Annotated in this window: 17 protein-coding genes, 3 tRNA genes and 1 pseudogene; 9 read left to right on the top strand and 12 right to left on the bottom strand. The window is 46.4% G+C overall.

Features of this window, described 5'->3' with window-relative positions; all coding sequences use genetic code 11:
- Positions 1 to 35: 35 nt before the first annotated feature.
- The gene (locus IQ263_RS15735) at positions 36 to 1,082 is read right to left on the bottom strand and encodes an adenylate/guanylate cyclase domain-containing protein (protein ID WP_228050092.1); all 1,047 of its coding nucleotides are present in this window, start codon (positions 1,080 to 1,082) and stop codon (positions 36 to 38) included.
- A gap of 479 nt (positions 1,083 to 1,561) precedes the next feature.
- Between IQ263_RS15735 and IQ263_RS15730 the strand changes: the two genes are divergently transcribed.
- Positions 1,562 to 2,524, top strand: a complete 963-nt coding sequence (locus IQ263_RS15730) for an SAM-dependent methyltransferase (protein WP_228050091.1) — start codon at positions 1,562 to 1,564, stop codon at positions 2,522 to 2,524.
- 527 nt (positions 2,525 to 3,051) lie between these two features.
- On the opposite strand, the gene IQ263_RS15725 is transcribed toward IQ263_RS15730, so the two are convergent.
- The 4 genes from IQ263_RS15725 to IQ263_RS15710 all read right to left on the bottom strand — a co-directional run bounded on the left by IQ263_RS15725 (position 3,052) and on the right by IQ263_RS15710 (position 6,602).
- Positions 3,052 to 4,191: a fatty acid desaturase family protein gene (locus tag IQ263_RS15725; protein ID WP_194068242.1), complete on the bottom strand. Its 1,140-nt coding sequence runs from the start codon at positions 4,189 to 4,191 to the stop codon at positions 3,052 to 3,054.
- A 419-nt stretch (positions 4,192 to 4,610) separates the two neighbouring features.
- A complete protein-coding gene (locus IQ263_RS15720; RefSeq protein WP_194068241.1) occupies positions 4,611 to 5,876 on the bottom strand; it encodes a glutamate-5-semialdehyde dehydrogenase in 1,266 nt (421 codons plus the stop codon).
- A gap of 4 nt (positions 5,877 to 5,880) precedes the next feature.
- Positions 5,881 to 6,285 carry a hypothetical protein gene (locus tag IQ263_RS15715; RefSeq protein WP_194010047.1) on the bottom strand — a complete coding sequence of 135 codons (405 nt, stop codon included), beginning with the start codon at positions 6,283 to 6,285 and terminating at the stop codon, positions 5,881 to 5,883.
- 245 nt (positions 6,286 to 6,530) lie between these two features.
- Positions 6,531 to 6,602 (bottom strand) — tRNA-Gly (locus IQ263_RS15710).
- 219 nt (positions 6,603 to 6,821) lie between these two features.
- Here IQ263_RS15710 and IQ263_RS15705 point away from each other — a divergent pair.
- The 3 genes from IQ263_RS15705 to IQ263_RS15695 all read left to right on the top strand — a co-directional run bounded on the left by IQ263_RS15705 (position 6,822) and on the right by IQ263_RS15695 (position 9,814).
- Entirely contained in the window at positions 6,822 to 6,962 is a 141-nt protein-coding gene (locus IQ263_RS15705) for a hypothetical protein (RefSeq protein ID WP_194010048.1), read from the top strand.
- 299 nt (positions 6,963 to 7,261) lie between these two features.
- Positions 7,262 to 7,693, top strand: a complete 432-nt coding sequence (locus IQ263_RS15700) for a hypothetical protein (RefSeq protein ID WP_228050090.1) — start codon at positions 7,262 to 7,264, stop codon at positions 7,691 to 7,693.
- A 300-nt stretch (positions 7,694 to 7,993) separates the two neighbouring features.
- Positions 7,994 to 9,814, top strand: coding sequence for an ABC transporter ATP-binding protein (locus IQ263_RS15695; protein ID WP_194068239.1), 1,821 nt, complete (start codon positions 7,994 to 7,996; stop codon positions 9,812 to 9,814).
- A gap of 87 nt (positions 9,815 to 9,901) precedes the next feature.
- Here IQ263_RS15695 and IQ263_RS15690 read toward each other — a convergent pair whose 3' ends face one another.
- From IQ263_RS15690 to mgtA, 4 genes and pseudogenes are all read right to left on the bottom strand, one after another.
- A complete protein-coding gene (locus IQ263_RS15690; protein WP_194068238.1) occupies positions 9,902 to 10,132 on the bottom strand; it encodes a hypothetical protein in 231 nt (76 codons plus the stop codon).
- A 25-nt stretch (positions 10,133 to 10,157) separates the two neighbouring features.
- Positions 10,158 to 10,223, bottom strand: a pseudogene (locus tag IQ263_RS29865) (hypothetical protein); the annotation flags it as partial.
- Between the two features lie 295 nt (positions 10,224 to 10,518).
- Positions 10,519 to 11,190 carry a glutathione S-transferase gene (locus tag IQ263_RS15680; protein ID WP_194068237.1) on the bottom strand — a complete coding sequence of 224 codons (672 nt, stop codon included), beginning with the start codon at positions 11,188 to 11,190 and terminating at the stop codon, positions 10,519 to 10,521.
- A 48-nt stretch (positions 11,191 to 11,238) separates the two neighbouring features.
- The gene (gene mgtA / locus IQ263_RS15675; RefSeq protein WP_194068236.1) at positions 11,239 to 13,758 is read right to left on the bottom strand and encodes a magnesium-translocating P-type ATPase; all 2,520 of its coding nucleotides are present in this window, start codon (positions 13,756 to 13,758) and stop codon (positions 11,239 to 11,241) included.
- A 309-nt stretch (positions 13,759 to 14,067) separates the two neighbouring features.
- On the opposite strand from mgtA, the gene IQ263_RS15670 reads away from it, so the two are divergent.
- The 4 genes from IQ263_RS15670 (at position 14,068) to IQ263_RS15655 (ending at position 16,927) form a co-directional block, all read left to right on the top strand.
- Positions 14,068 to 14,152: transfer RNA gene (locus IQ263_RS15670), tRNA-Tyr, on the top strand.
- 57 nt (positions 14,153 to 14,209) lie between these two features.
- Positions 14,210 to 14,281: transfer RNA gene (locus tag IQ263_RS15665), tRNA-Thr, on the top strand.
- A gap of 219 nt (positions 14,282 to 14,500) precedes the next feature.
- Positions 14,501 to 15,055, top strand: a complete 555-nt coding sequence (locus IQ263_RS15660) for a hypothetical protein (protein WP_194068235.1) — start codon at positions 14,501 to 14,503, stop codon at positions 15,053 to 15,055.
- 654 nt (positions 15,056 to 15,709) lie between these two features.
- Entirely contained in the window at positions 15,710 to 16,927 is a 1,218-nt protein-coding gene (locus tag IQ263_RS15655) for an HhoA/HhoB/HtrA family serine endopeptidase (RefSeq protein WP_194068234.1), read from the top strand.
- Positions 16,928 to 17,184: 257 nt separating this feature from the next.
- On the opposite strand, the gene IQ263_RS15650 is transcribed toward IQ263_RS15655, so the two are convergent.
- Together IQ263_RS15650 and scpB are read right to left on the bottom strand one after the other, a co-directional pair.
- Positions 17,185 to 17,532 (bottom strand): DUF760 domain-containing protein, encoded by a 348-nt coding sequence (locus IQ263_RS15650; RefSeq protein ID WP_194010056.1) that lies wholly within the window; start codon positions 17,530 to 17,532, stop codon positions 17,185 to 17,187.
- A 42-nt stretch (positions 17,533 to 17,574) separates the two neighbouring features.
- Entirely contained in the window at positions 17,575 to 18,090 is a 516-nt protein-coding gene (gene scpB, locus IQ263_RS15645; protein ID WP_194068233.1) for an SMC-Scp complex subunit ScpB, read from the bottom strand.
- Between the two features lie 189 nt (positions 18,091 to 18,279).
- Between scpB and IQ263_RS15640 the strand changes: the two genes are divergently transcribed.
- Positions 18,280 to 19,512 (top strand): RNA-guided endonuclease InsQ/TnpB family protein, encoded by a 1,233-nt coding sequence (locus IQ263_RS15640; protein WP_228050094.1) that lies wholly within the window; start codon positions 18,280 to 18,282, stop codon positions 19,510 to 19,512.
- Positions 19,513 to 20,004: 492 nt separating this feature from the next.
- Here IQ263_RS15640 and IQ263_RS28585 read toward each other — a convergent pair.
- The coding region (locus tag IQ263_RS28585; protein ID WP_228050088.1) for a hypothetical protein at positions 20,005 to 20,221 on the bottom strand (217 nt) is incomplete at its 5' end.

The following is a 20,221-nucleotide window of genomic DNA, read 5'->3' as shown; positions in this document are numbered from 1 at the left end:
CTTTCGCTTGAAAGGCTATAGTTTTATAATTTAACTCAAAATATTTTCCTAATCCAATTGTACACCGCCGCAGACAAAGCCCGTAACTTATTTACAAAAATTTGCCAAATTGAAACTTTTCTTACCTCAAATAAATCTTCTATTTCCACGGGCAGCGGCGGCATTCCGACTACTTCATAGAGCGGATATTCGCCGCTTTTTCCCGGAATTTCAACTAATACGCATTGATTGACGATCGCCAATTCCTTGACTTCCTGATAAGTCTCCTCGGAAATCAATAAACTCGTTCCTACTTGCTTGTTAGCAGCTTCGATCCGGCTGGCCAAATTTACTGCATCTCCGATCGCCGTAACTCTCTGACTCTTCGATGCCCCCAAATTCCCCACAACCGCCAAACCGCAGTGAATCCCAATCCCAATCCGCAATCGGTGACGGTATAAAGTCTCAAAATAGGGATTGAGTTTCTCTAGTTCCTCCAGCATTTCCACTCCCGCCCTCACTGCTTGTTCCGCCGCCTTTTCGGGATTTTCTAACCCAAATAGCGCCATGAAACCATCTCCCATATAATTATTAATCATCCCGCCGTTGCGGTTAATAACATAACCCATTTTTTGGAAATAGCGATTTAAAATATAAATTACGTCGTAGGGGAGCAGCGATTCTGCAAACGCAGTAAACCCTCGAATATCAGCAAACAAAATTGCAATTTTTTTCTCGTGTCCCACAGGAGCAGAAATCAACTTTCCGACCATTTCGTCGTTAAATGCTTCCAAGTCTTCAGAATCGATCGCCAATCGGCGCAAAATCACCTTCCCGCCCGCCACCTGTGTCTGACAAGCCAGCCTAATTTCGGGCTCTAAGCGTAATTTTTTTGCAAGTTCCTCTTCCGACGAGGTGCGCGGAGAGCAAAATTCCAAACCTTCGACAATCAAGACGCGGCAAGTCGAACACCGGGCGCTACCGCCGCAGATGTGGGTGTGGGGAATGCCGGCACTGAGGGAAGCTTCGAGAATTATATCGTCGTCGTCTATCTCGATCGTGCGATCGTCCGGCAGATAGTGAATGTGCGGCATCTGTGGCATCTCCAACCTGAATAGCGCGAGAAATCTCGCTCAAATCTGCGATCGCCATCAACCGGTGCGATGCCAACCCAATTTTTAAAACTCTTTTCTATATGCCCTGATTTCTTAACTGTATCAGGATTTTCTCTTATTTTCCGAACTCAACCGCCAAGCTGAGGCCCGATACGCGACATTCAGAAAACGATCGCCTCACTCGATCGCCATTATATCCCCAACTTCTTCAAGATGTTCCAGAGTTGGGAGTTCTGTTTTCTAGCGTTACTTTTATTGACAAAATTAAATTATTCTTAATAGTTTAATACGGGCTGAAAGCCTGATAAATTCGTTGCCTAATCCGACCTTTCAGTCACATATTTTTATATTTTAGCAGGCTTTAGTTCTTAAAACCTTAATTAGTAATAGTTTCAGATTTTTGACCCTATAACGGCCAGCAAATTTTTGTGAGATAGAATAGCAGCATCTTTAAAAACAGTATAAACATGAGTTCATCAACAGTTCTACAAAGCATCGAAAAACACATCCCTATCGTGGGAGATGTACACACCAAAAGCCCGATCGCCTACGGAGCAACTCGCTTCGTAGTCAGTGCAGTTAACGCGGTGCAAATGGCAGTAGCAGAGTCTTATATCAACGGTTTAGAAGTACCGGATTCTGTATTGCGATCGCTTTTTGATACCTGTATGCCAGTCTTTTTTAAGTATTTTCCCTCCCTCCTCGCACCCTACGAATGGGTACTAACAGAAACAGACCATACCGCCGAAGGGCCGCGGGATTTAATGAAGATTCAGTACGACTTACCTCAAGCCATGCTGAATCCGATGTTAGGCGACAGCAAACTCATTTATCCTAAATACAGCATGGGATTGTGGGAAAAAGGAGCCGCCAATCTCGAACAAGCACAAATGCAGATGATTGATGATGTCATTGAAAAGCTACAGATACAAGATGGCGACAATATTTTAGACTTTGGCTGCGGTTGGGGCTGCGTTCCCAATTACATTCTTTCCAAATTCCCCAATGTCCAGTTTACCGGCATTAACTTGAGCCACCACCAATGCGAGTATATGCGGCACAAGATGCAAGACCCCGAAAGCTACCTTAGTTCCGGTCGATTTACCCTATATGAAGGCGATTTGAACGACGCCAACTTCGAGACCAAATTTGACACAATTCTCTCCATCGGAGTTTTTGAGCATATAGGCAATTTAAGGAAAGCTTTCCAAAAGCTGGAATCTTTCCTGAAGGATAACGGCAAAGTTTTCATTCACATCATCACAGTTCGCACTCCCAACAATATATCCAGCGTTTTCACCCACAAATACATTTTCCCCCACGGCCGTTACTGGAAATACGATGTTCCAGCCACAACAAAGACCTCAAAACCATTAAAAGATGGTATATCAACGGATACAATTACTCCAAAACCTTTGCTAACTGGCTGAAAAACTTTGACGATTCTCAGGCAACAGTCAAAGATTTAGACTACGGCATCGACTATGCCAAATTTCGTCGCATCTGGCGGTTTTACTTGATTTGGTTTGTGTCTAATTTCGCGAGTTGCGACGGCGAATATAACGGTAACGGTCAATATTTAATGGTTCGCGCCTAATCGCTAGCATTCCCGGACAGGCTTTGATCTCATGTCCGGCTAATTATATCAAATCCGGTAACATCGGAATTGTAGTAGGGGCGGGGCGGGTTTATATAATTTTTCGATCTTTATCAAATATTTAACCGCACCCGTACCGACAAAACTTAAAATGCTCTAATTCTGCATCAAACGGAAATGATATTGCTTGTTACCAGGATCTTCTTGATAACGTAGATAGGCGAGGAATAGCCGACTTTTATCTCGAAACTTACAGGAGAGAAAGCTGTAGGAGGTGCTTAAGTTATTAAGTTTTCGCTCTTTACTGTTGACCAGCAGTAAGGTGCGCTCGCGCACCTTACTTATTAAAATATGACTATATCAGCCTTTGTATTCTTCCAGAATACTGCAATTCACGGCCATTGTTCCAGAGGAATCGGTGAAGGTGACTTCATCTTTGTAATGTCTGGGGGTTTGCATCAACAAGCGCCAAGCTTCTCCAGCATCGATTAAATTCATGCGGCCGGGATAGTGAATTTGCAACAACTCTTGCACCATCGGGTAATAGTTTGAGTTGATGCTGGGAAAAATGTGATGTTCTGTGTGGTAAGAAAAATTTAAGTGCAGGACATCAAATATTTTAGGAACCCGCAGCGAAGCACTATTTATCAGCGGGTCGTTAATCTCGGTCATCCGACAGCCCATGTGATTGGTGAAGATGTAGAACATGGCGGCCCCATGACCGATCGCGATCGGCAAAATGTAGGCAAGAGCTACTTTAATCGGGTTAAACTCTAGATAGAACAAGATACTCAGGTGAATTCCGACAATTCCCAGACATTCAAAGGCGATCGTTCTTCTATCTTTCGGACTAACTGTAAAGGCAGCCGGTACGTAATCGACAGATTTATCGTTGAATAACAGTATCGAGGTGAGATTGCGGAAATTGTGTACAAACCAGGAACCTGCCATCCCGACAATTAACCACAGCGGATTGACTTCCACCGACGGTACAAACAGATTTTGAATCCATTTTCCCCAGGTGTCGGGCTGCTGGTACAGGTAATTGCGATCGGGATCTGCAGCAGAATTGGTGTTGTTGTGGTGTACGAGGTTGTGCAGATTTTTCCACTGAGTAGGCGGCATGAACAGCATACTTAGGCCAAAAAAGGCGATCGGATAAGTCAGGCGCGACTTTTTCTGAACGCTACCGTGCATCAAGTCGTGGGAGCTAAACAGCAAAACTGTGATACTATTGCCCATGATGACGGCTAAGGGTAAGTAAAGCCATAAAAAATAGACTGGCCAGCGATCGAGATTAGCAGCAATTCCCCATCCCAACAATAAAATCGCGATATTTATCAGCAGTATCCCTAACTTGCTTGAATTCGGTTCAAAGGCATCTGATGGCAGCAGCGGGCGCAATTTTTTAACATATACCGAGTGGTGAATTAGCGTTTCTTCGCTTAAGGTCGGTGTTTCAGTCTTGTCTAGAGTATTGAGTTTTTTTTCTGATTTCATGTTTTGGATAAGAGTATTTCGATGTCACTCAATAACTTTCTACAGTTAATTGTATCTGAGATATTGCAGGATTGTTAGCAACAGGTTTGCCTGTTCTGCAAAAATTTAATGTTCTTGTGAAATAAGCCGGAGATTCCGTTTCCAAACAGCTTATTGAAAATAAGGGTATATATAAGTTATCGGATTGTGAACCAATAACCAATAATATCGTTTCCGGTTGCATCAGAATAATAAAATCGAGTTAACTGTCAACAATCATGTTTGAGTGCAACCGAAATTGATATGATTTGTGCTCAATAAAGTGAGGTATGCCCAATCCCTCCGCTTCGCGCTCGCCCTATGCCCTATGCCCTATGCCCTATGCCCGACAGCACCTCATCTTTCTGAGAATTGATATAGCTCACAAGAAGCAACTTACCTTAAAATTGTCCGTTACCTTGAACAATTTCTTTAATTGTCGTCAGCGTATCTAGCCCGATTAATCCCCGGCGATAACCTTTTTGGTTGGACATTCCCAAAAATATCGCATCTCCCCGATTTTGATAGCGCCAAAACCGAGGGGAGGCATTAATAAAAGTTGAGGCGCTGTTGACATCTAGAGCAAATTGGCGGCTTTCTAAGTAAGATTCAGTGGCGATGGAGTCAGCGTGGCCGCTGCTGTAGCGGTTGATCCAGCCGATCGCAATTTCTAAACTATCGACAACTTTAAACGCTATGGTTTTGTTTAAGTAAGGTTGAGTCCACTCGTAGGGTTCAGCCAGCTTCAACTCTGGGAAATCTGCGACGAGATCTGCGTCTCCGCTAATTTGAAAGCCTTTTTCTTTTAAACTGTTCCACAGCCTGACTAAGGAAGAAGGCTTTTGGTTGCGATCGATCAGCACTTTCTCGATCGCATTTACCGGATCTGGCACACTTTGATGGCTGTCCAAAATCATCCACCTTGCCATTTCCAAACTACCAGTCGGCGACCAATAGAGGTAGCAATTGCCCATTGCCGATCGCAACACCGGTGCAGTGCACAGCCTTACCACCTGCTGCACCAAACTCGGTCTGCCGTAGGGAATAATTAAATTGAGATATTGGTCTTGAGTCACCAAATCGCGGATTGCAGCGCCCCGATCCGGCGGCAATACCTGCAAACATCCTGACGGCAAACCTACCTCATCGATCGCCGAGATCAAAGCTTCTCCAATTACACTATTAGTTTGCCAGCTTTCGCTACCACCTTTGAGAATCAAACTGTTAGCGGTTTTGAGACACAAACCCGCCGCGATCGCCCCCAACTCGGGAAACGCCTCGTAAATTAGGGCGATCGCCCCCAGCGGCAGCGATTGACAGTATACTTGACAGCGATCGACCTGATAGGAAGCATTGATCACTCTGCCGATTGGATCTGGCATTTCCCCCAACCGTTCCAGAATTTGGACAGTTGTCTTGATCCGTTCCGGTGTCAGCTTCAGCCACTCCACAATCAAGTCGGGAATCGCCATATCGCGACTCGCTTCTAGATCCAGAGTATTTGCTTCTAAAATGTCATTTTGTCTGTCTTTTAGCGATCTCGCCATCGCCTGCAAACCAGCAGCGCGATCGGTGCTTTTTGTCGCCGCCAAGTCCAAAGAAGCTTGATAAGCGCGACGGGCAACATTTGCCCCATCTGATGAATGACTAAATTCTTCTATTATCATTTAACTAACGCCTGTAAGCCAGCCATACCATCAGTGCCGGCAGCATTGCTAGCAGCACGGCGACCATTGCCCACAGAATCACATTCGGCCCGGGCGAGTTCAGCGCCAGGGGCAACCAAATCACTAGCGGGACCAAAATCATCCCTAGCGCCAGTGGCAAGTAGTGGGTTTTCAAACCCGGATTCGCTCTGTTCCATTGCTTCCCCGTCCAGCGCCAAGCCTGCTTGTAAGGATAGTTTGTTGATAGTTGTTCGATCACCTGTCCGCTTTCGTCCAATACAAATATTTGCTGACAGCGGTTGCAGCCAAAGGCTTCTGTCAGCGTTATGGGTACGAGACGACCCTTGCGCCGGCAAGGGCACGGGTACTCATCGTTTAAGTCAATTTTTTGAGCTTTTTGGGATGGCACGAGCGATCGGATAAAAAAAGCGTTTTTGCAAAAATAATCGTTAACATATCCACTTTATCAAGCTTGTCAATTCTGCCAGAGGCTTTCAACTGCTTGTTTCTAGCCGAAGCTAGACCAGCAATTTTGACTTGCAAGTTCTGGACTCAATTGTACCACTAACTTAGGTATTTTCAACCATTTCTGGGAGTATACCAAATAGTTTCTTTTGATACTTTTGCATTTTGTTGATTTTTTCCATCTTCTAAAGCGGGTGACGCGATTCGAACGCGCGACATTCACCTTGGCAAGGTGACGCTCTACCACTGAGCCACACCCGCATTTCCTGCGGTCTTAACTATAATGTCTCAATTCTCCGAATTTGTCAAGTCTTTTTTGTAAGTTTTTTTTTCAGACACTTCAGACAGCGCGCCGGGCCGCGCCCCGCCTGAATTTGCAGCAGCTTGATTGTTAAAAAAATCAGTAATTGCAGTGCTTTTAACCGTCATCCGCCCAAGGCAAGGCTACAATCAAGCTGCAATCGTGGGAGAACACTGCTCATGTCAGACTTAAATCGCGGAATCATGAAGTTCAAAGGAGCTGACAGCCCGATCGCGATCGGGCTTTCGGCGATCGTCATTGGCAGCGGCATCGGCTTCCTGATCTGGTGGGCGATGCAATCAGCCTACGCCTTCAGCTAACAGGCGCATAGAACTAGGACTTATGCAAAAACCCGGTTTCTCAGAAAAATCGTCGATAGATTCGGGAGATACTTGAGGCAGGAACCGGGTTTTTGAGTTCGCGCGCCTCCAGCACTGAGAACCTAAGAATTAGAAAGCATTGCTCAGAAGGCAGAATTTTCAGCAAATTCTGTCTTCTATATTTTTTTGCCCTCAGACAGCACTTGCCAAACTCTTATGTGGTGCTTATCCTGAGCTTGATGAGGCTTTTATACTTGTAACTTAATATTATGCGATCGATTTTCTTGACGTTTGCTCTCATGTGTTTAGCTAGCCCCGCTGTGGCCGCAACCTGCGAGGAAAGCTTTCAAAAAAAAGGCGACTTTCTCAGTGGTGCTGCCTTTTCGGCGCGGGTTCAGGTTGAGGGATTATCAGTAGAAAAAGCATTTTCGCAATTGCGACCCATTTTAGCCCGCGAGGGGATCAAGACTGTCAGCACTGATGTCAGCATGGGTGTGATGAAAGCAGAAAATCCCGCAACAGCTTTTCAGCGCGCTTTGCCGATCGATGTATTTGCCTCAGAGGATGGCAATCTGTTAACTGTCGAGATGATTTTTACCATTCCCAGTGGCGTGGGTGCAAGCAGGGACACCGTGAAAAAATACTTGTGCGATGCGCTAAATCAATTGTTGCCCAAAACTACAAGTACAAGGACTTCTGCGACACCACAACTGAGTTCGGCATTGCATTAATTCGATCGCTCTTGGGGAAACTATCTGCGTCAAGGAACGTTAATCTGTGGTTTCCTGTTGCTGCATCAACGCTTGAAATATCATCGCGGGCGATCTATCGAGTGCAGCAGATCGATCGCCCTTCCCCATCATATTTATGCCAAATCAGCGATCGCACTCCTGAGTTAGCTGAGCCTATCTGCTGTTATCCCATAGATTTCCCCCGCCGACTACTTTTGTAGTATAATTGTAGTTCTGTCGCCATCGCGCGCAATTATCAAACTCAAGTGTTTGGAAGGGGTTGTATCTCACAAGAAATTTATGGCAAGCTTTCAGGACATCATCAAATACTACAACAATTACTGGAAAACCTCGGTTCTGAGCATCGGTGCATCCAGCCTGTTTGCGATCGCAGATTTAGCCGTACCCTACGCGATCGGGCAAATCTTAAACGTATTGTCCGATCGACCTACAGATACAATAACGCAAAAATCGATCGCAGCGATCGCCTCACTTACCCAGCAGTCACCAAGCAAAATATTATCCTTATCCGTCTTGCTGGGCTTGATTTTTATCGTAACAGTCGCCAAAGCACCCATACAGCCTTGGGTGGGAAATTGGTTCCACTGGGCGCTACCATTAACAGCGCGGCGCGATCGAATGAAAGGAGCGATCGGCAAAATCCTCACCTTACCCCTAGAATTCTACGACGAAAACAACGCCGGACGGATTGCCAGCCGCATCGCCAAAGGCATCGCCAACCACACTTGGACTTACCCAGAAATTGCCGGTGAATTCATCCCCGAAGTCGTGCGCTTAATCGGCATCTTTGCAGTTATCTGGTTAATTGAATGGCGCATCGGCTTATTAATTTTGGTTTCCTTCCTCTTTATCCTCAGTTTCACCCTCCAAAGCCTCCGACAAGTCACTCAGCGCGAAGCAATTTTGGATGAATACATCGAAAATACCGAAAGCCGCAACTCAGAAATTATTACCAACATCAAAACAGTCAAAGCATTTGCGACGGAAACAGACGAACTAAAAAGACAAACAACCAGACTCGATCGCGAATTGAAAGTAGTAGTTAACCGCATTCACAAAGGATACGTCATCCTGGGGACATACCAGCAGACCATCGTCCAGTTTTGCCTGTTTTCAGTTCTCGGTTTTAGTTTGGCAGCAACAGTCGCCGGCCAGATATCTCTGGGATATTTTGTTACGGTTTACACCTTAGCAAGCATGGCCTATTCCCAACTGCGTCCGATTAGCATTATCGCCGAATTATTGGCCCGCCGCTATTCTTCAATGATCCGGTTTCACGAGTTTATGCAATTGCCAGACGGTGTAGATGCAGGCAATTTAGCAACGGAAAATGCTGTATCGGCATCGCCCTATAAATTTACTGGCAAAATCGAATTTTGCGGGCTGACATTCGGGTACGATCGCCAAAAGCCGGTTTTGCAGGATGTAAATTTATTAATTCATCCCCGCCAGACTGTAGCATTAGTCGGGCGATCGGGTTCGGGGAAATCAACATTAGTTAAACTGCTGTTTCGGTATTTCGAGCTTAATTCCGGGCGCATTCTGATCGACGGCGAGGACATTTGTAGCTTAGACGTGACTCGCTACCGCAAGCGTTTAGCCATCGTGCATCAAGAAGTAGACGTATTTAACGGTACTCTCTTGGAAAATTTGATTTACGGCAACCGGAAAGCAACTTTTGAGCAAGTTAAGGAAGCTTGTCGCATCGCCAGAGTAGACGAGTTTGTCGGCTTGTTGCCCCAAGGTTACTATACCGTTGTCGGGGAGCGGGGAATGCGTTTGTCCGGCGGTCAGCGGCAGCGGTTGGGAATTGCTAGGGCTTTGTTGGTGGAGCCGGACGTGTTAATCTTTGACGAAGCTACTTCTAGTTTGGATTATGAATCGGAGCGATCGATCCAACTAGCCATGCAAAATATTTTGGGTACGCGCACCACCATAATTATCGCCCACCGACTGAGTACAATTCGCGAAGCCGATGCGATCGTTGTATTAGACGGCGGTAAAATCGTTGAAATTGGTAGCCACGACGAACTCTTGAAGCAACAAGGCATTTACCGCCGCCTGCACTCCCTGCAAGAAACCGGCGAATTATTGAATTAGGGATTTGGGCTTAGCCTGCTTACTTGGTGCACTTCGGTGTACCAAGTAAGCAGGCGTTTCATCTACCAAGTGCATTTATAGCGGTTCTCAAGCGTGGTGAGGTATGCCCATAGCCCAGCCTTCGACTTCGCTCTTCGGGCAAGATGCCCTGTTTGCCCAATCCCTCCGCTTCGCGCTCGCCCAATCCCTCCGCTTCGCGCTCGCCCAATTCCCAATTCCCAATCCCTCCGCTTCGCGCTCGCCCAATCCCTCCGCTTCGCTCCGCCCAATGCCCTGTTTGCCTTTTATTCGACCTATTAGTATCCGAAGTATGTCCACATTTAGGACAACTTTTCGATGTGTAATGAGCCGGAACTTTCGTTACTAACGAACCATTTAGATGGGTTTTGTAGTCAATATACCCATGCAATTCGGCCTAAGACTATTTAGGTTTATTTCGATTGACTCTAAGCCTCTTCTTGCTTGCCTTCTTACCCGATTTAGTCCTAGTCCTGTCCCGTATTTCGGTTAGGTTTTATCGTCCAATCAGGGTGTTAGGTTTTGCAATCTCCTTACTGACTTGGTGGTTTACATCCGCGATATAGCCTTTCTCAAAAAAGTGAGGTATGCCCGGTTTGGCCGGTTTGGCCGGTTTGGCCGGTTTGGCCGGTTTGGCCGGTTTGGCCGACAGTACCTCATCTTTCGCTTGAAAGGGTATAAACCGTTTAATTCAGCAGATCGTAGGCCCCGCCACGTTCTAATGCACGGCGGTATGCGGGACGCGCGTGAATGCGATCGAGAAAGCCCATCAGTTTCGGTCGGCTGCTGTCCAACCCTGCCCGTACAGTGGCCGCCTCCAATGGAAAGCTCATCTGAATATCGGCTGCGGTGAACTCACTACCAACAAACCATAAGCTTTTCTCAAGTTCTGCTTCTAGATAACCCAGATGCAGTGCGATTTGAGGCTCAATGAACGATTTATTGACGCGAGCCACAATTGCCCGCGCGATGGGTCGAGCGAAAAACGGCATCGGACTTGTTTCGATTTGGTCAAAGACTAGCTTCAACAGTAGCGGGGGCATCGCAGAGCCTTCAGCATAATGCAGCCAGTAGATGTATCGCAACCGTTCCGGCGTGCCAAGCTCTGGAGCGAGTCGTCCGCCACCGTAACGGTCAACTAAGTATTCGACGATCGCACCGGATTCAGCCAGAGTCAGCGCACCATCGGTAATCACGGGAGACTTGCCGAGTGGATGCACTGCACGCAGCGACGCGGGAGCGAGCATTGTTTTCGGATCGCGCTCGTAGCGCTTGACTTGATACTCTAGGTCGAGTTCCTCTAGCAGCCAGAGCACTCGCTGGGAGCGAGAGTTGTTCAAATGGTGGACAGTAATCATGTTTTTATTCTTAGCTTACAAGGGATTGATGCGGTGAATTGTGAATTGTCAAGAGTGGATGTGTTGATAGAAAACTCGTTTAACAGTTTCTGCACAGAGGATGTAAAGTCCGACAATTGCTGCCAGTACCAACAGGAATTCGAGCGGCAAAGATTGAAATCCCAGTAAACTTGCAAGCGGAGTATAGGGAAGGAAGAGTGTAATCATGACGATCGCGATCGTGGCCATCAACAAATACTTTCCCGGCTTGCTCGCGAGAATCGACTGCCGCGTCCGAATCACCAGCACAATCATGGATGCAGAAATCACCGATTCCATAAACCAACCAGTTCGGAATTGCGCCTCGTTGGCGTGCAGCAGAAATATTAATGCTCCAAACGTCAGATAATCAAAGACTGAACTGAGTAAACCAAACACCAACATAAATTTGCGGATGAACTTGATATCCATGCGGCGGGGTTTGTTTACCAATTCCTTGTCTACGCGATCCGTGGCGATCGTCATTTCAGGAAAATCAGTCAACAGGTTTGTGAGCAAAATCTGACTGGGCAGTAGCGGCAAAAAGGGTAAAAACAGAGAAATGCCTGCCATGCTGAACATATTGCCGAAATTAGCGCTCGTTGCCATAAACACGTATTTAAGCGTATTAGCAAACGTCACCCGTCCTTCCTTCACACCCTCAACCAAAACATTTAGGTCTTTTTCCATCAGCACAATGTCGGCTGCTTCCTTCGCCACATCAACCGCACTCTCAACGGAAATGCCCACATCCGCAGCATGAAGCGCCGAGGCATCGTTAATACCGTCTCCGAGATAGCCAACCACATTCCCCGCTTTTTTGAGCGCGATGATGATCCGCTCTTTTTGATTCGGCTCAACTTCAGCAAAGACATTGGTTTCTCCAACACGATGAAGTAGCGCTTCATCACTGAGTTTTTGGAGCTCGGCACCAGTCAAAACCTTTGGTTTGGGTAGTCCTATCTGTTGAATGATACTGATCGCCACAGCCCGACTATCCCCCGTAATCATCTTCGGGGTGATTCCCAGGGCTATCAATTCTTGGAGGGTGTCAGCAATACCTGCTTTTGGTGGATCGAACAGGGCAAGATAGCCCATAAATGTCATGTTCGTTTCATCGTCTTTGCTGAAGGAATCGCGATCGCAATTGCGGTAAGCAACTCCCAATACTCGAAATCCTTTGCTGCCCAATTCTTCAGCGCGTTGTTGAATCTTGTCCTGCTGCGGCGCAATGTCGATCGTTTTCCCCTCAACCGTCTCTACCGTTGAGCAGACATCCAGAATATTTTTGAGTGCTCCTTTGGTGACAATTAGATGCGTATTCTCTTGTTTAAACAGGATGCTTAAGCGTTTGCGGTTGAAATCGTAGGGCACTTCATCGAGCTTTTGATAGGCAGAGATGTCAAATGTCTTGTGTTGACGAATCGCTTGGTCGATCGGATTTACATAGCCAGATTCAGATGCAGCATTCAAATAAGCGTAGAGCAAAACCCGATCGCTCTCCTTGCCATCCACATCAACCGCCGAGTGAATTTTCACCTCCCCTTCCGTCAGCGTACCCGTCTTATCCGTACAAAACACGTTCATACTGCCAAAATTCTCGATCGCAGCCAACCGCTTCACAATCACCTGCTTTTTCGCCATTTGCTTAGCGCCGCGAGACAAATTGAGGCTGACAATGGCAGGTAGAAGTTGAGGAGTCAGGCCAACCGCCAGCGCTAGGGAAAATAGAAATGATTCCAAAACCGGGCGTTTCAGGTAAACATTTGCCGCAAAAATCAGGACAACCAGAATCAGCGTCACCTCCATCAGAAAGTAGCCAAATTTGGTGAGTCCCGCTTCAAATTCGGTTTCCGGCGGCCTAAGTTTCAATCGTTCCGATACCTTACCAAACTCAGTTTCCTTTCCGGTATGCACCACCACTGCTTTGCCAGTACCGCTGATGACATTGGTACCCATATAAAGGATGTTAGTGCGCTTACCCAGATCGGTTTCTGCGGGCAGAACACCGCTGAGTTTGTCAGCCGGATAGGTTTCCCCAGTCAGCGCCGCTTCATTCACCGACAAATCTTTCGACTCCAGAATCAGACAGTCACCGGGAATGCTATCGCCAGCATTAAGCAACACAATGTCACCCGGAACCACCTGTTCATTGGGAATTTCTTGAGATTTACCATCCCGCAACACCGTGGCTTTTACTTGCACCAAAGCCAGGAGCTTCTCAACAGCATTTCTCGCTCCCCGTTCTTGCCAAAATCCTAAGAATCCGCTAATTAGGACGATCGCCAAAATGATGATCGCATCTGCCGCATCTTTCAGAAAGATCGACAGCACAGCAGCAAAAATCAGAATCAAGATAATCGGACTCTTAAACTGGTTGAGCAACAGCGTCAGTGAGTTCGATTGCTGTTTTTGTTTCAGACTGTTCGCGCCGTATTCGCTCAGGTGTTGTTGAGCATCCTGACTGCTTAAACCTGCGGGCGTAGACTTCACCTGAGTCAGCACCCGATCGGCAGGCAAGTTCCAAAACGTCGAAAGTTGTGAATTCATTGTTTTATAGCTCAATACGGTTCACTTAAGACTGTTCAGTCTGTAAAACCAGGTGCAAAATATATACTGCGATCGCTTTCCTACCCTTCGCGAACGCCTTCGGCGAACGGATCGCTTCGCTAACACGCGGACGTTCGCAATCACAAAAAAGCGTTAAGTCTTGTTTTATGCCTAACTTTTAATATCCTGTTCGATTTTCCAGTTTACCGCTAACTGACTTATCGGTTCCGAGCCGAATGATTAGAATTGTAAATGTAATGTTGCAAAATCAAGATGAAGCTGCTAAGGTGTATAGCTGTGGGTACAAATGGGTCGGTGCCCGAGCGGTTAATGGGGGCGGACTGTAAATCCGCTGGCTACGCCTACGCTGGTTCAAATCCAGCCCGGCCCACCACAATTTACATAAAAGTTAAAAATTAAAAATGTTAAATTAAAATTTTTAATCTTTTATGCCCGTGTAACTCAGGGGTAGAGTACCTCCTTGGTAAGGAGGAAGTCGCGAGTTCAAATCTCGCCACGGGCTTATCTTTCCAATCATTATGGCTGCGTCCTTTAGCAGTCTCACTCAATCTTTGATTGACGGCGGGCGCTGATTTTCCACTGATCTCGTCTTTCAATAATATCAACAATATCGGGCATTTTATTTTACCTCATCGGGGACAAAAAGTTCTATGGAGTACCGTGAACTTATGCCGCCCACAATACTTGTCGCGCTTCGACTCAGTTCATGCTGAGTCAATTTGTGCTTAGTCTAAACTCCAAGAGGGATAGTGCGAGGGAATCCCCACAGCCGATCGCGCACAAATCGGAAGTAGAAACTTCTGACTTATCTGTAGCGCGATCTGTGGAGTACGAACAATTTAATTTTCCGGTGAATTCTGAGGTTAATTTTCATCTTAATTCTGACGGCACCCTCGATAAATTGCCGTCTGGCGATCGGGCGATGCAACCAGCCGCCGAAACCAAAGCAACATCTATTGCAACAGCAGATATTCCCAAACTGAACGAAATAGAACTGCCAATTATCAGCGCTGAGGCACTGTATGCCAGGGAAAACGTCAGAATCAATTCAAGTTCCAGGGCCCCTGTTGTCCAAATATCTCAGTCAATTGTAGAAGTAACAGGTTTGCGAATCAATCAAACACCAAACGGTTTGGAAATCATTTTAGAAACCGGAGGGCAACAATTACAAACTACTAGAGTACAAGGCAATACGGCGATCTTTAACATTCCCAACAGCTTTTATGTGCTAGATGGATGGAAAATTTACCCGCATTTTATGAGTCAAATAAACTAGATTATTAGTAAAATTTATAGGACAATAGTTGAGGGTTAAAATACAATTCTGAGGAACGAAAATTTAAGAATTTAAACATCGGTCACGTTTTTCTCTATCCAGAAGCCGCGAGGTAAACAGAGGCAGAGCCTCCGCACCTGCATTACCAGGCTCTTCGTGGTAACGAGCGATTCCTGACCCGGCGCGATCGTCCGGGACTGTGATTTTTGACTCGGTGGGGGTAAAAAATCACGAGATTTTCAGGGGCGGGCCCGGGATTGGCGGCAAGATCGCCTAACAGGGGCGATCGACCTTTAGGATCGCACAAATGACCAAAAATCAGCGTTTAAAAGTCAATATGCACGGAAAAAAATATTCATTTGGGAGAATTGACAATTTTTTCGCCTAGTGAAAGTGCCTATTTGAAAGCTCTAGTCGCACCCGATACCGCAAATCCCAGGCCGAGCCAAGTTACGATAAGAATTATTGGTTTTCTTGGCTGTTTGAAAATCAAGCAATTTTTGCTTGTTGGGCACATCAGCACTTGTCTGTTAACAGCTATGTTCTTGAGGAAGCGGTAAGCCTCGCCCCGCTTCCTTAACCTGCGGCCAAGACAAAAATGCTCGATGCCAAAGGTTTCTGCGGGGATGAGGTATTCAGCGGGAGTTGTTAAATATGAGTTTATCTTTTAAGCAAATGACCCTTTATGTGACTTTGCTGTCGATCGGCGGAGGCGTCGGATGGTTGGGGAATCGCTACCTGCAAGCCCCAAATTATCTGGAAACTGGATCGGTTTTGCCCGTGGTGCGGCAGCAAATCCCGCCCTATGCTTCTCCTCCGGTTCTAGAAAATCGCGCAGTCGATCGCACCAATCCTAATTTTATTGCTGAAGCAGCCGAAAAAGTCGGCCCGGCAGTCGTGCGGATTGACGCATCGAGCAAGGTGACGAATCAAGTACCGGAAGCTTTCAAAAATCCTTTGTTTCGCCGGTTTTTTGGGGACAATTTGCCGCAGCCGGAAGAACGAATCAAACGCGGCACCGGTTCGGGGTTTATTCTGACTGCTGACGGCCGCATCGTGACGAATGCTCACGTTGTCTCCGGTACGGATACTGTGAAGGTGACGCTCAAAGACGGCCGCGAGTTTGAGGGTAAGGTGCAGGGTGTCGATCCGCTGACGGATGTGGCTGTGGTTAAGATTAATGCTAAGGAACTGCCGCAGGTTGTTTTGGGTCGATCGGACAATATTGTACCCGGACAGTGGGCGATCGCGATCGGCAATCCTTTAGGTCTCGACAATACCGTGACTGTCGGCATTATTAGCGCCACGGGTAGAACCAGTTCCCAAGTCGGCATCCCCGACAAACGAGTCCGATTCATCCAAACCGACGCAGCCATCAACCCCGGTAATTCAGGCGGCCCCCTGCTCAACGACCAAGGCGAAGTAATTGGCATCAATACCGCCATTCGCGCCGACGCTCAGGGCTTGGGATTTGCAATTCCGATCGAAACGGCCAAACGAGTTTCCGATCAGTTATTCGCCAAAGGAAAAGCCGAACATCCCTATCTCGGCATTCAAATGATCGGCTTGACTCCCGCCACCAAAGCAGAAGTCAACAAACAACTAGATAATAAAATCACCCTCGATCGAGGTGTAGCCGTAATGCGAGTGGTGGAAAATTCCCCCGCTCAAAAAGCCAACCTGCGCGCCGGAGATGTGATTCAAAAAATTGACGGAATTGCGGTCAACACTCCCGGAGACGTGCAAGAACGGGTGGAAAACGCTGCTGTCGGCAAAGAACTAGAAGTGGAAATTAACCGTTTGGGTCAAGTTCAGAAAATTAAAGTACGTCCGGGTGCTTTTCCCGTATCCGCTAGCCCCGCCGGTGGATAATTTCAACAGTTGACAGGATGCAGCATACAGGTTGAGAGTTTACAGAAGGACGATCGATCGCGCGAGGAGATGGCGAGGGAGAATGAATCTGATGCTCGATCGTTCCCGACACAAAAACCGGGTTTTTTACTAAAATCCTCCGTCTGTCGCGAGGTACATAGGATTAAAAACCCGGTTTCTTAATTCCCTGTCCGTCCAGGATTGTTTATTTTTGGAACAACATTCATCTTTATGGCTTCGGCAAACCGTTGATCTGTTTACTTTTCTTTAGGAGAGTTTGGTTTAATCGAACTCGTGCTGGCTAAATTTTCTTCTAGGTGCATCCTCTGCTCCATTTGCCTGAGAAAATAGCCTGTCATCATCGCGGAAGCTAGCAAACCTGCTAAATTTTCGCGGTCGGTGGTGATTTGGACATTAAAATTGTCTGAAGGCAATACCCCGACAAGTCCTTGGACGTTATGAGAGATAATTTCTTTGATTTCAGGGCTGGCGGACTTGGCGATGCGGGCTAGAACCTCGGGAGATTGGTGTTGGAGGTACTTCAGAAGTGGGTTGACTGCGGTTTGTTGGGCATTGTCTGGGTCAAAGTCAGGGTGAAAAACCATTTGGCGATTCTTAATTTCTGGCTGGCTACATTCTACTTCAAACTACTCGTCATTGCTTCGGTGCAAATTTGCCTGAAAGTCAATTTGCAGTTGTTTGGGGAGTTGGTCTACTTGAAAGTACCTATGAAATTTCTCGGTAACTTGTAACCAATACGATCGCCCGTCGGTAGGCTTCCGCTTGCGAACAAAGCCCATTTCTACCAGTTCCTGCACTTGTTGGTAAGCTCCAGAACCCCGCAAATTCACTAAATCCGGCTGCGCGATGCCGCCTTTGAGGGCGATCGCCGCCAGCGTCCGCAAAGCTCCCACACCTAATTCTGGAGGTATCAAAGTTTGCATCAAATTGGCAAACTCGTCTCTCAGTTGTAGGCTGTATCCCGTGGGAGTTTCGACGACTTCTAGGGCGCTGTCGCGGCGGGAAGAGTCAGACATGAGTTCAATAATGGCATCTTCGGCGGCAGGTCGATCGCACTTAGCAATCTCGGCAATTTCTGCTATTGAGACCGGCTGACCTTTAAGGTAAAGTATGGCTTCTATTGTTGTGGCTAAGCGAGTCATTGGGAAATTGGTAATCGAAAATTGGGATGTTGAAGTTCAACTAGACAGGAGGAGTCCCGCACTCTAACTGTACTCCGTTGAGTGACGGGAGGAATGCGCGCCAGGCCTGACTGCCGAGCAAATCTTTGATTTCCGCTATTGCAATATTAGTTTTCACCAAATACGATAACACCAGAGTTTGTGAATGTAATGTCCCAAGCGATCGCAGCCAAGCTAAAACTAAACCTGACAGCCGAGCAAAAAGCTTTGGTGTCTCAGACTACTTTAGCCTACCGAGATGCCTTGAATTACACTTCACAAGTCGCTTTTGACGCAGGTAAAACCAGCAATGGTGCTAAGCTACAAAAAGCGGTCTACAACGAACTGCGGGTGAACTTTGGACTGGGAGCCCAAATGGCTTGCAACGTACCCAGACAAGTTTCTGGAACTTACAAAACTTTGTGGACTAAGGTAAAACAATCTAACGATGCTATTGCTTCATGCTACACTAAGAGACGGTATAAAGGGTTAGACAAAGCCCCCAAATATATATCTCGAACTTGTACCCTAAACTATCAACAGGACTACTCTTTTAAGACCGAGCAGCAAGTGAGTATTATCACGCTGCAAGGTCGAATAGTTGTCTCCTATGATGGCTACAACAAGCATTTAGACTTAATTGCCAATGATGCTCATATTGGAGCGGCTAAAATTGTCTATCAGCGTTCTTCTAAGGTCTACTACTTAATGGTCAGCATCGAAGTAGAAACGCCTAAAATTGACCCACTGAAAATAACTAGAGTCTCTGGTGTTGACGTGGGTATGCGCTACTTAGCGGTGGAAACAGACTTGCAAAATAAGTCTAAATTCTACTCAGGTTCAGATGTTAGACACAAAGCTAACCGCTACCATAAAGCACGGATGACTCTTCAGCGTAAAGACACTCGTTCAGCGAAGCGAAGATTAATCGCTTTATCTGGGAGAGAGAGACGGTTTATCGCTGATGTGAACCACCAAATCAGTAAGGATATTGCAAAGCCTAACACCCTGATTGGACTAGAAAACCTCACCGGAATCCGGGACAGAACTAGAACTAAATCGGGCAACAAGGCAAGCAAGAAGAGACGTGGGGCTAATCGAAACAAAGCTAAATGGTCATACTCCGAATTGCACGGGTATATTGACTACAAAGCTAACCTAAATGGTTCGTTAGCAACGAAAGTTCCGGCTCATTACACGTCGAAAAGTTGTCCTAAATGTGGGCATACTTCGGATGGCAATAGACCAAACAAAGGACTATTGTTTCGATGCGAATGTTGTAGTCATGAATTACACGCTGATTTGATTGGTGCGCGAAATATTGCCATGAGAGCGTTGCTTGTCCGGCAAGACTGGATGAGTACGGGGAGCTTGTCAGCATCCTTGCGATGTGTCGGGCCGTGAAACTAAAGCTGAGATTCTCTCTAGATTCTCGGAATTGCGGTGGAGCTCAGATACAAGCCCACACCATAGAGGTACTCCGCTTGGTGATGGGTAGTTGACCAATCATTAGTGTAATTGATTTAACGAAATTAACCGATATTTGTGACTTCTGTATCGTGCATCAAGGGAATTAGCAATCAACATTCTCCTGAGACTTCTCCAATACTTCTTGTTGTTCTGGCATTTTCTCTGCTGTTTACAGGCTTTTTAAGAAAAGTATTTTACAATAAGTCGGGACTGTTTTTAATCACCAACTGTATAATCATAGTTAGTTTATTTAAGATTTTGTATTTCAATACGGTTCACTTAAGATTGTCCGAAAATAGGAACGAAGCAAACAAGAATATTTATTGTTCATAATCTTTTACCGCCTGCATCGTCCTAAATAAACCGTATTGCTCTATAATCAACACTACTGCTGCGATCGTGATATCTACTAACTGTAGCACTCTTTTATGAAAGTGGTATAATAGTTTTGCGATCGCTAGCGCGTGCAGTATCAAATACCAAGTCCGATTTTTTTTTGAGGGCGTTGCTAAACTTGAATATGAATTCAGATTGTTCGCTAAGCTGTTGCTCATATAGATTGTGTATGGCGATTGAGGGTCCGATGGGGATCAGGGGAGAGGGGGAGAGAATTTGACGTTTTTTGATTGTCATCAAAATATAC

The sequence above is a fragment of the Tychonema sp. LEGE 06208 genome, assembly GCF_015207505.1.
GTDB lineage: Bacteria > Cyanobacteriota > Cyanobacteriia > Cyanobacteriales > Microcoleaceae > Microcoleus.
Note: the sequence above shows the minus strand (reverse complement) of the source record. Positions and strands in the feature narration are given on the sequence as shown.

Excerpts from the sequence above, each read along its gene's own strand:
- IQ263_RS15705 (WP_194010048.1), top strand. The coding sequence starts at position 6,822 with ATGTCAGACTTAAATCGCGGAATCATGAAGTTCAAAGGAGCTGACAGC.
- IQ263_RS15735 (WP_228050092.1), bottom strand. The coding sequence starts at position 1,082 with ATGCCACAGATGCCGCACATTCACTATCTGCCGGACGATCGCACGATC.
- IQ263_RS15650 (WP_194010056.1), bottom strand. The coding sequence starts at position 17,532 with ATGGTTTTTCACCCTGACTTTGACCCAGACAATGCCCAACAAACCGCA.
- IQ263_RS15680 (WP_194068237.1), bottom strand. The coding sequence starts at position 11,190 with ATGATTACTGTCCACCATTTGAACAACTCTCGCTCCCAGCGAGTGCTC.
- IQ263_RS15695 (WP_194068239.1), top strand. The coding sequence starts at position 7,994 with ATGGCAAGCTTTCAGGACATCATCAAATACTACAACAATTACTGGAAA.
- IQ263_RS15700 (WP_228050090.1), top strand. The coding sequence starts at position 7,262 with ATGTGTTTAGCTAGCCCCGCTGTGGCCGCAACCTGCGAGGAAAGCTTT.
- IQ263_RS15725 (WP_194068242.1), bottom strand. The coding sequence starts at position 4,191 with ATGAAATCAGAAAAAAAACTCAATACTCTAGACAAGACTGAAACACCG.
- IQ263_RS15655 (WP_194068234.1), top strand. The coding sequence starts at position 15,710 with ATGAGTTTATCTTTTAAGCAAATGACCCTTTATGTGACTTTGCTGTCG.
- IQ263_RS15640 (WP_228050094.1), top strand. The coding sequence starts at position 18,280 with ATGTCCCAAGCGATCGCAGCCAAGCTAAAACTAAACCTGACAGCCGAG.
- scpB (WP_194068233.1), bottom strand. The coding sequence starts at position 18,090 with ATGACTCGCTTAGCCACAACAATAGAAGCCATACTTTACCTTAAAGGT.
- mgtA (WP_194068236.1), bottom strand. The coding sequence starts at position 13,758 with ATGAATTCACAACTTTCGACGTTTTGGAACTTGCCTGCCGATCGGGTG.
- IQ263_RS15730 (WP_228050091.1), top strand. The coding sequence starts at position 1,562 with ATGAGTTCATCAACAGTTCTACAAAGCATCGAAAAACACATCCCTATC.
- IQ263_RS15720 (WP_194068241.1), bottom strand. The coding sequence starts at position 5,876 with ATGATAATAGAAGAATTTAGTCATTCATCAGATGGGGCAAATGTTGCC.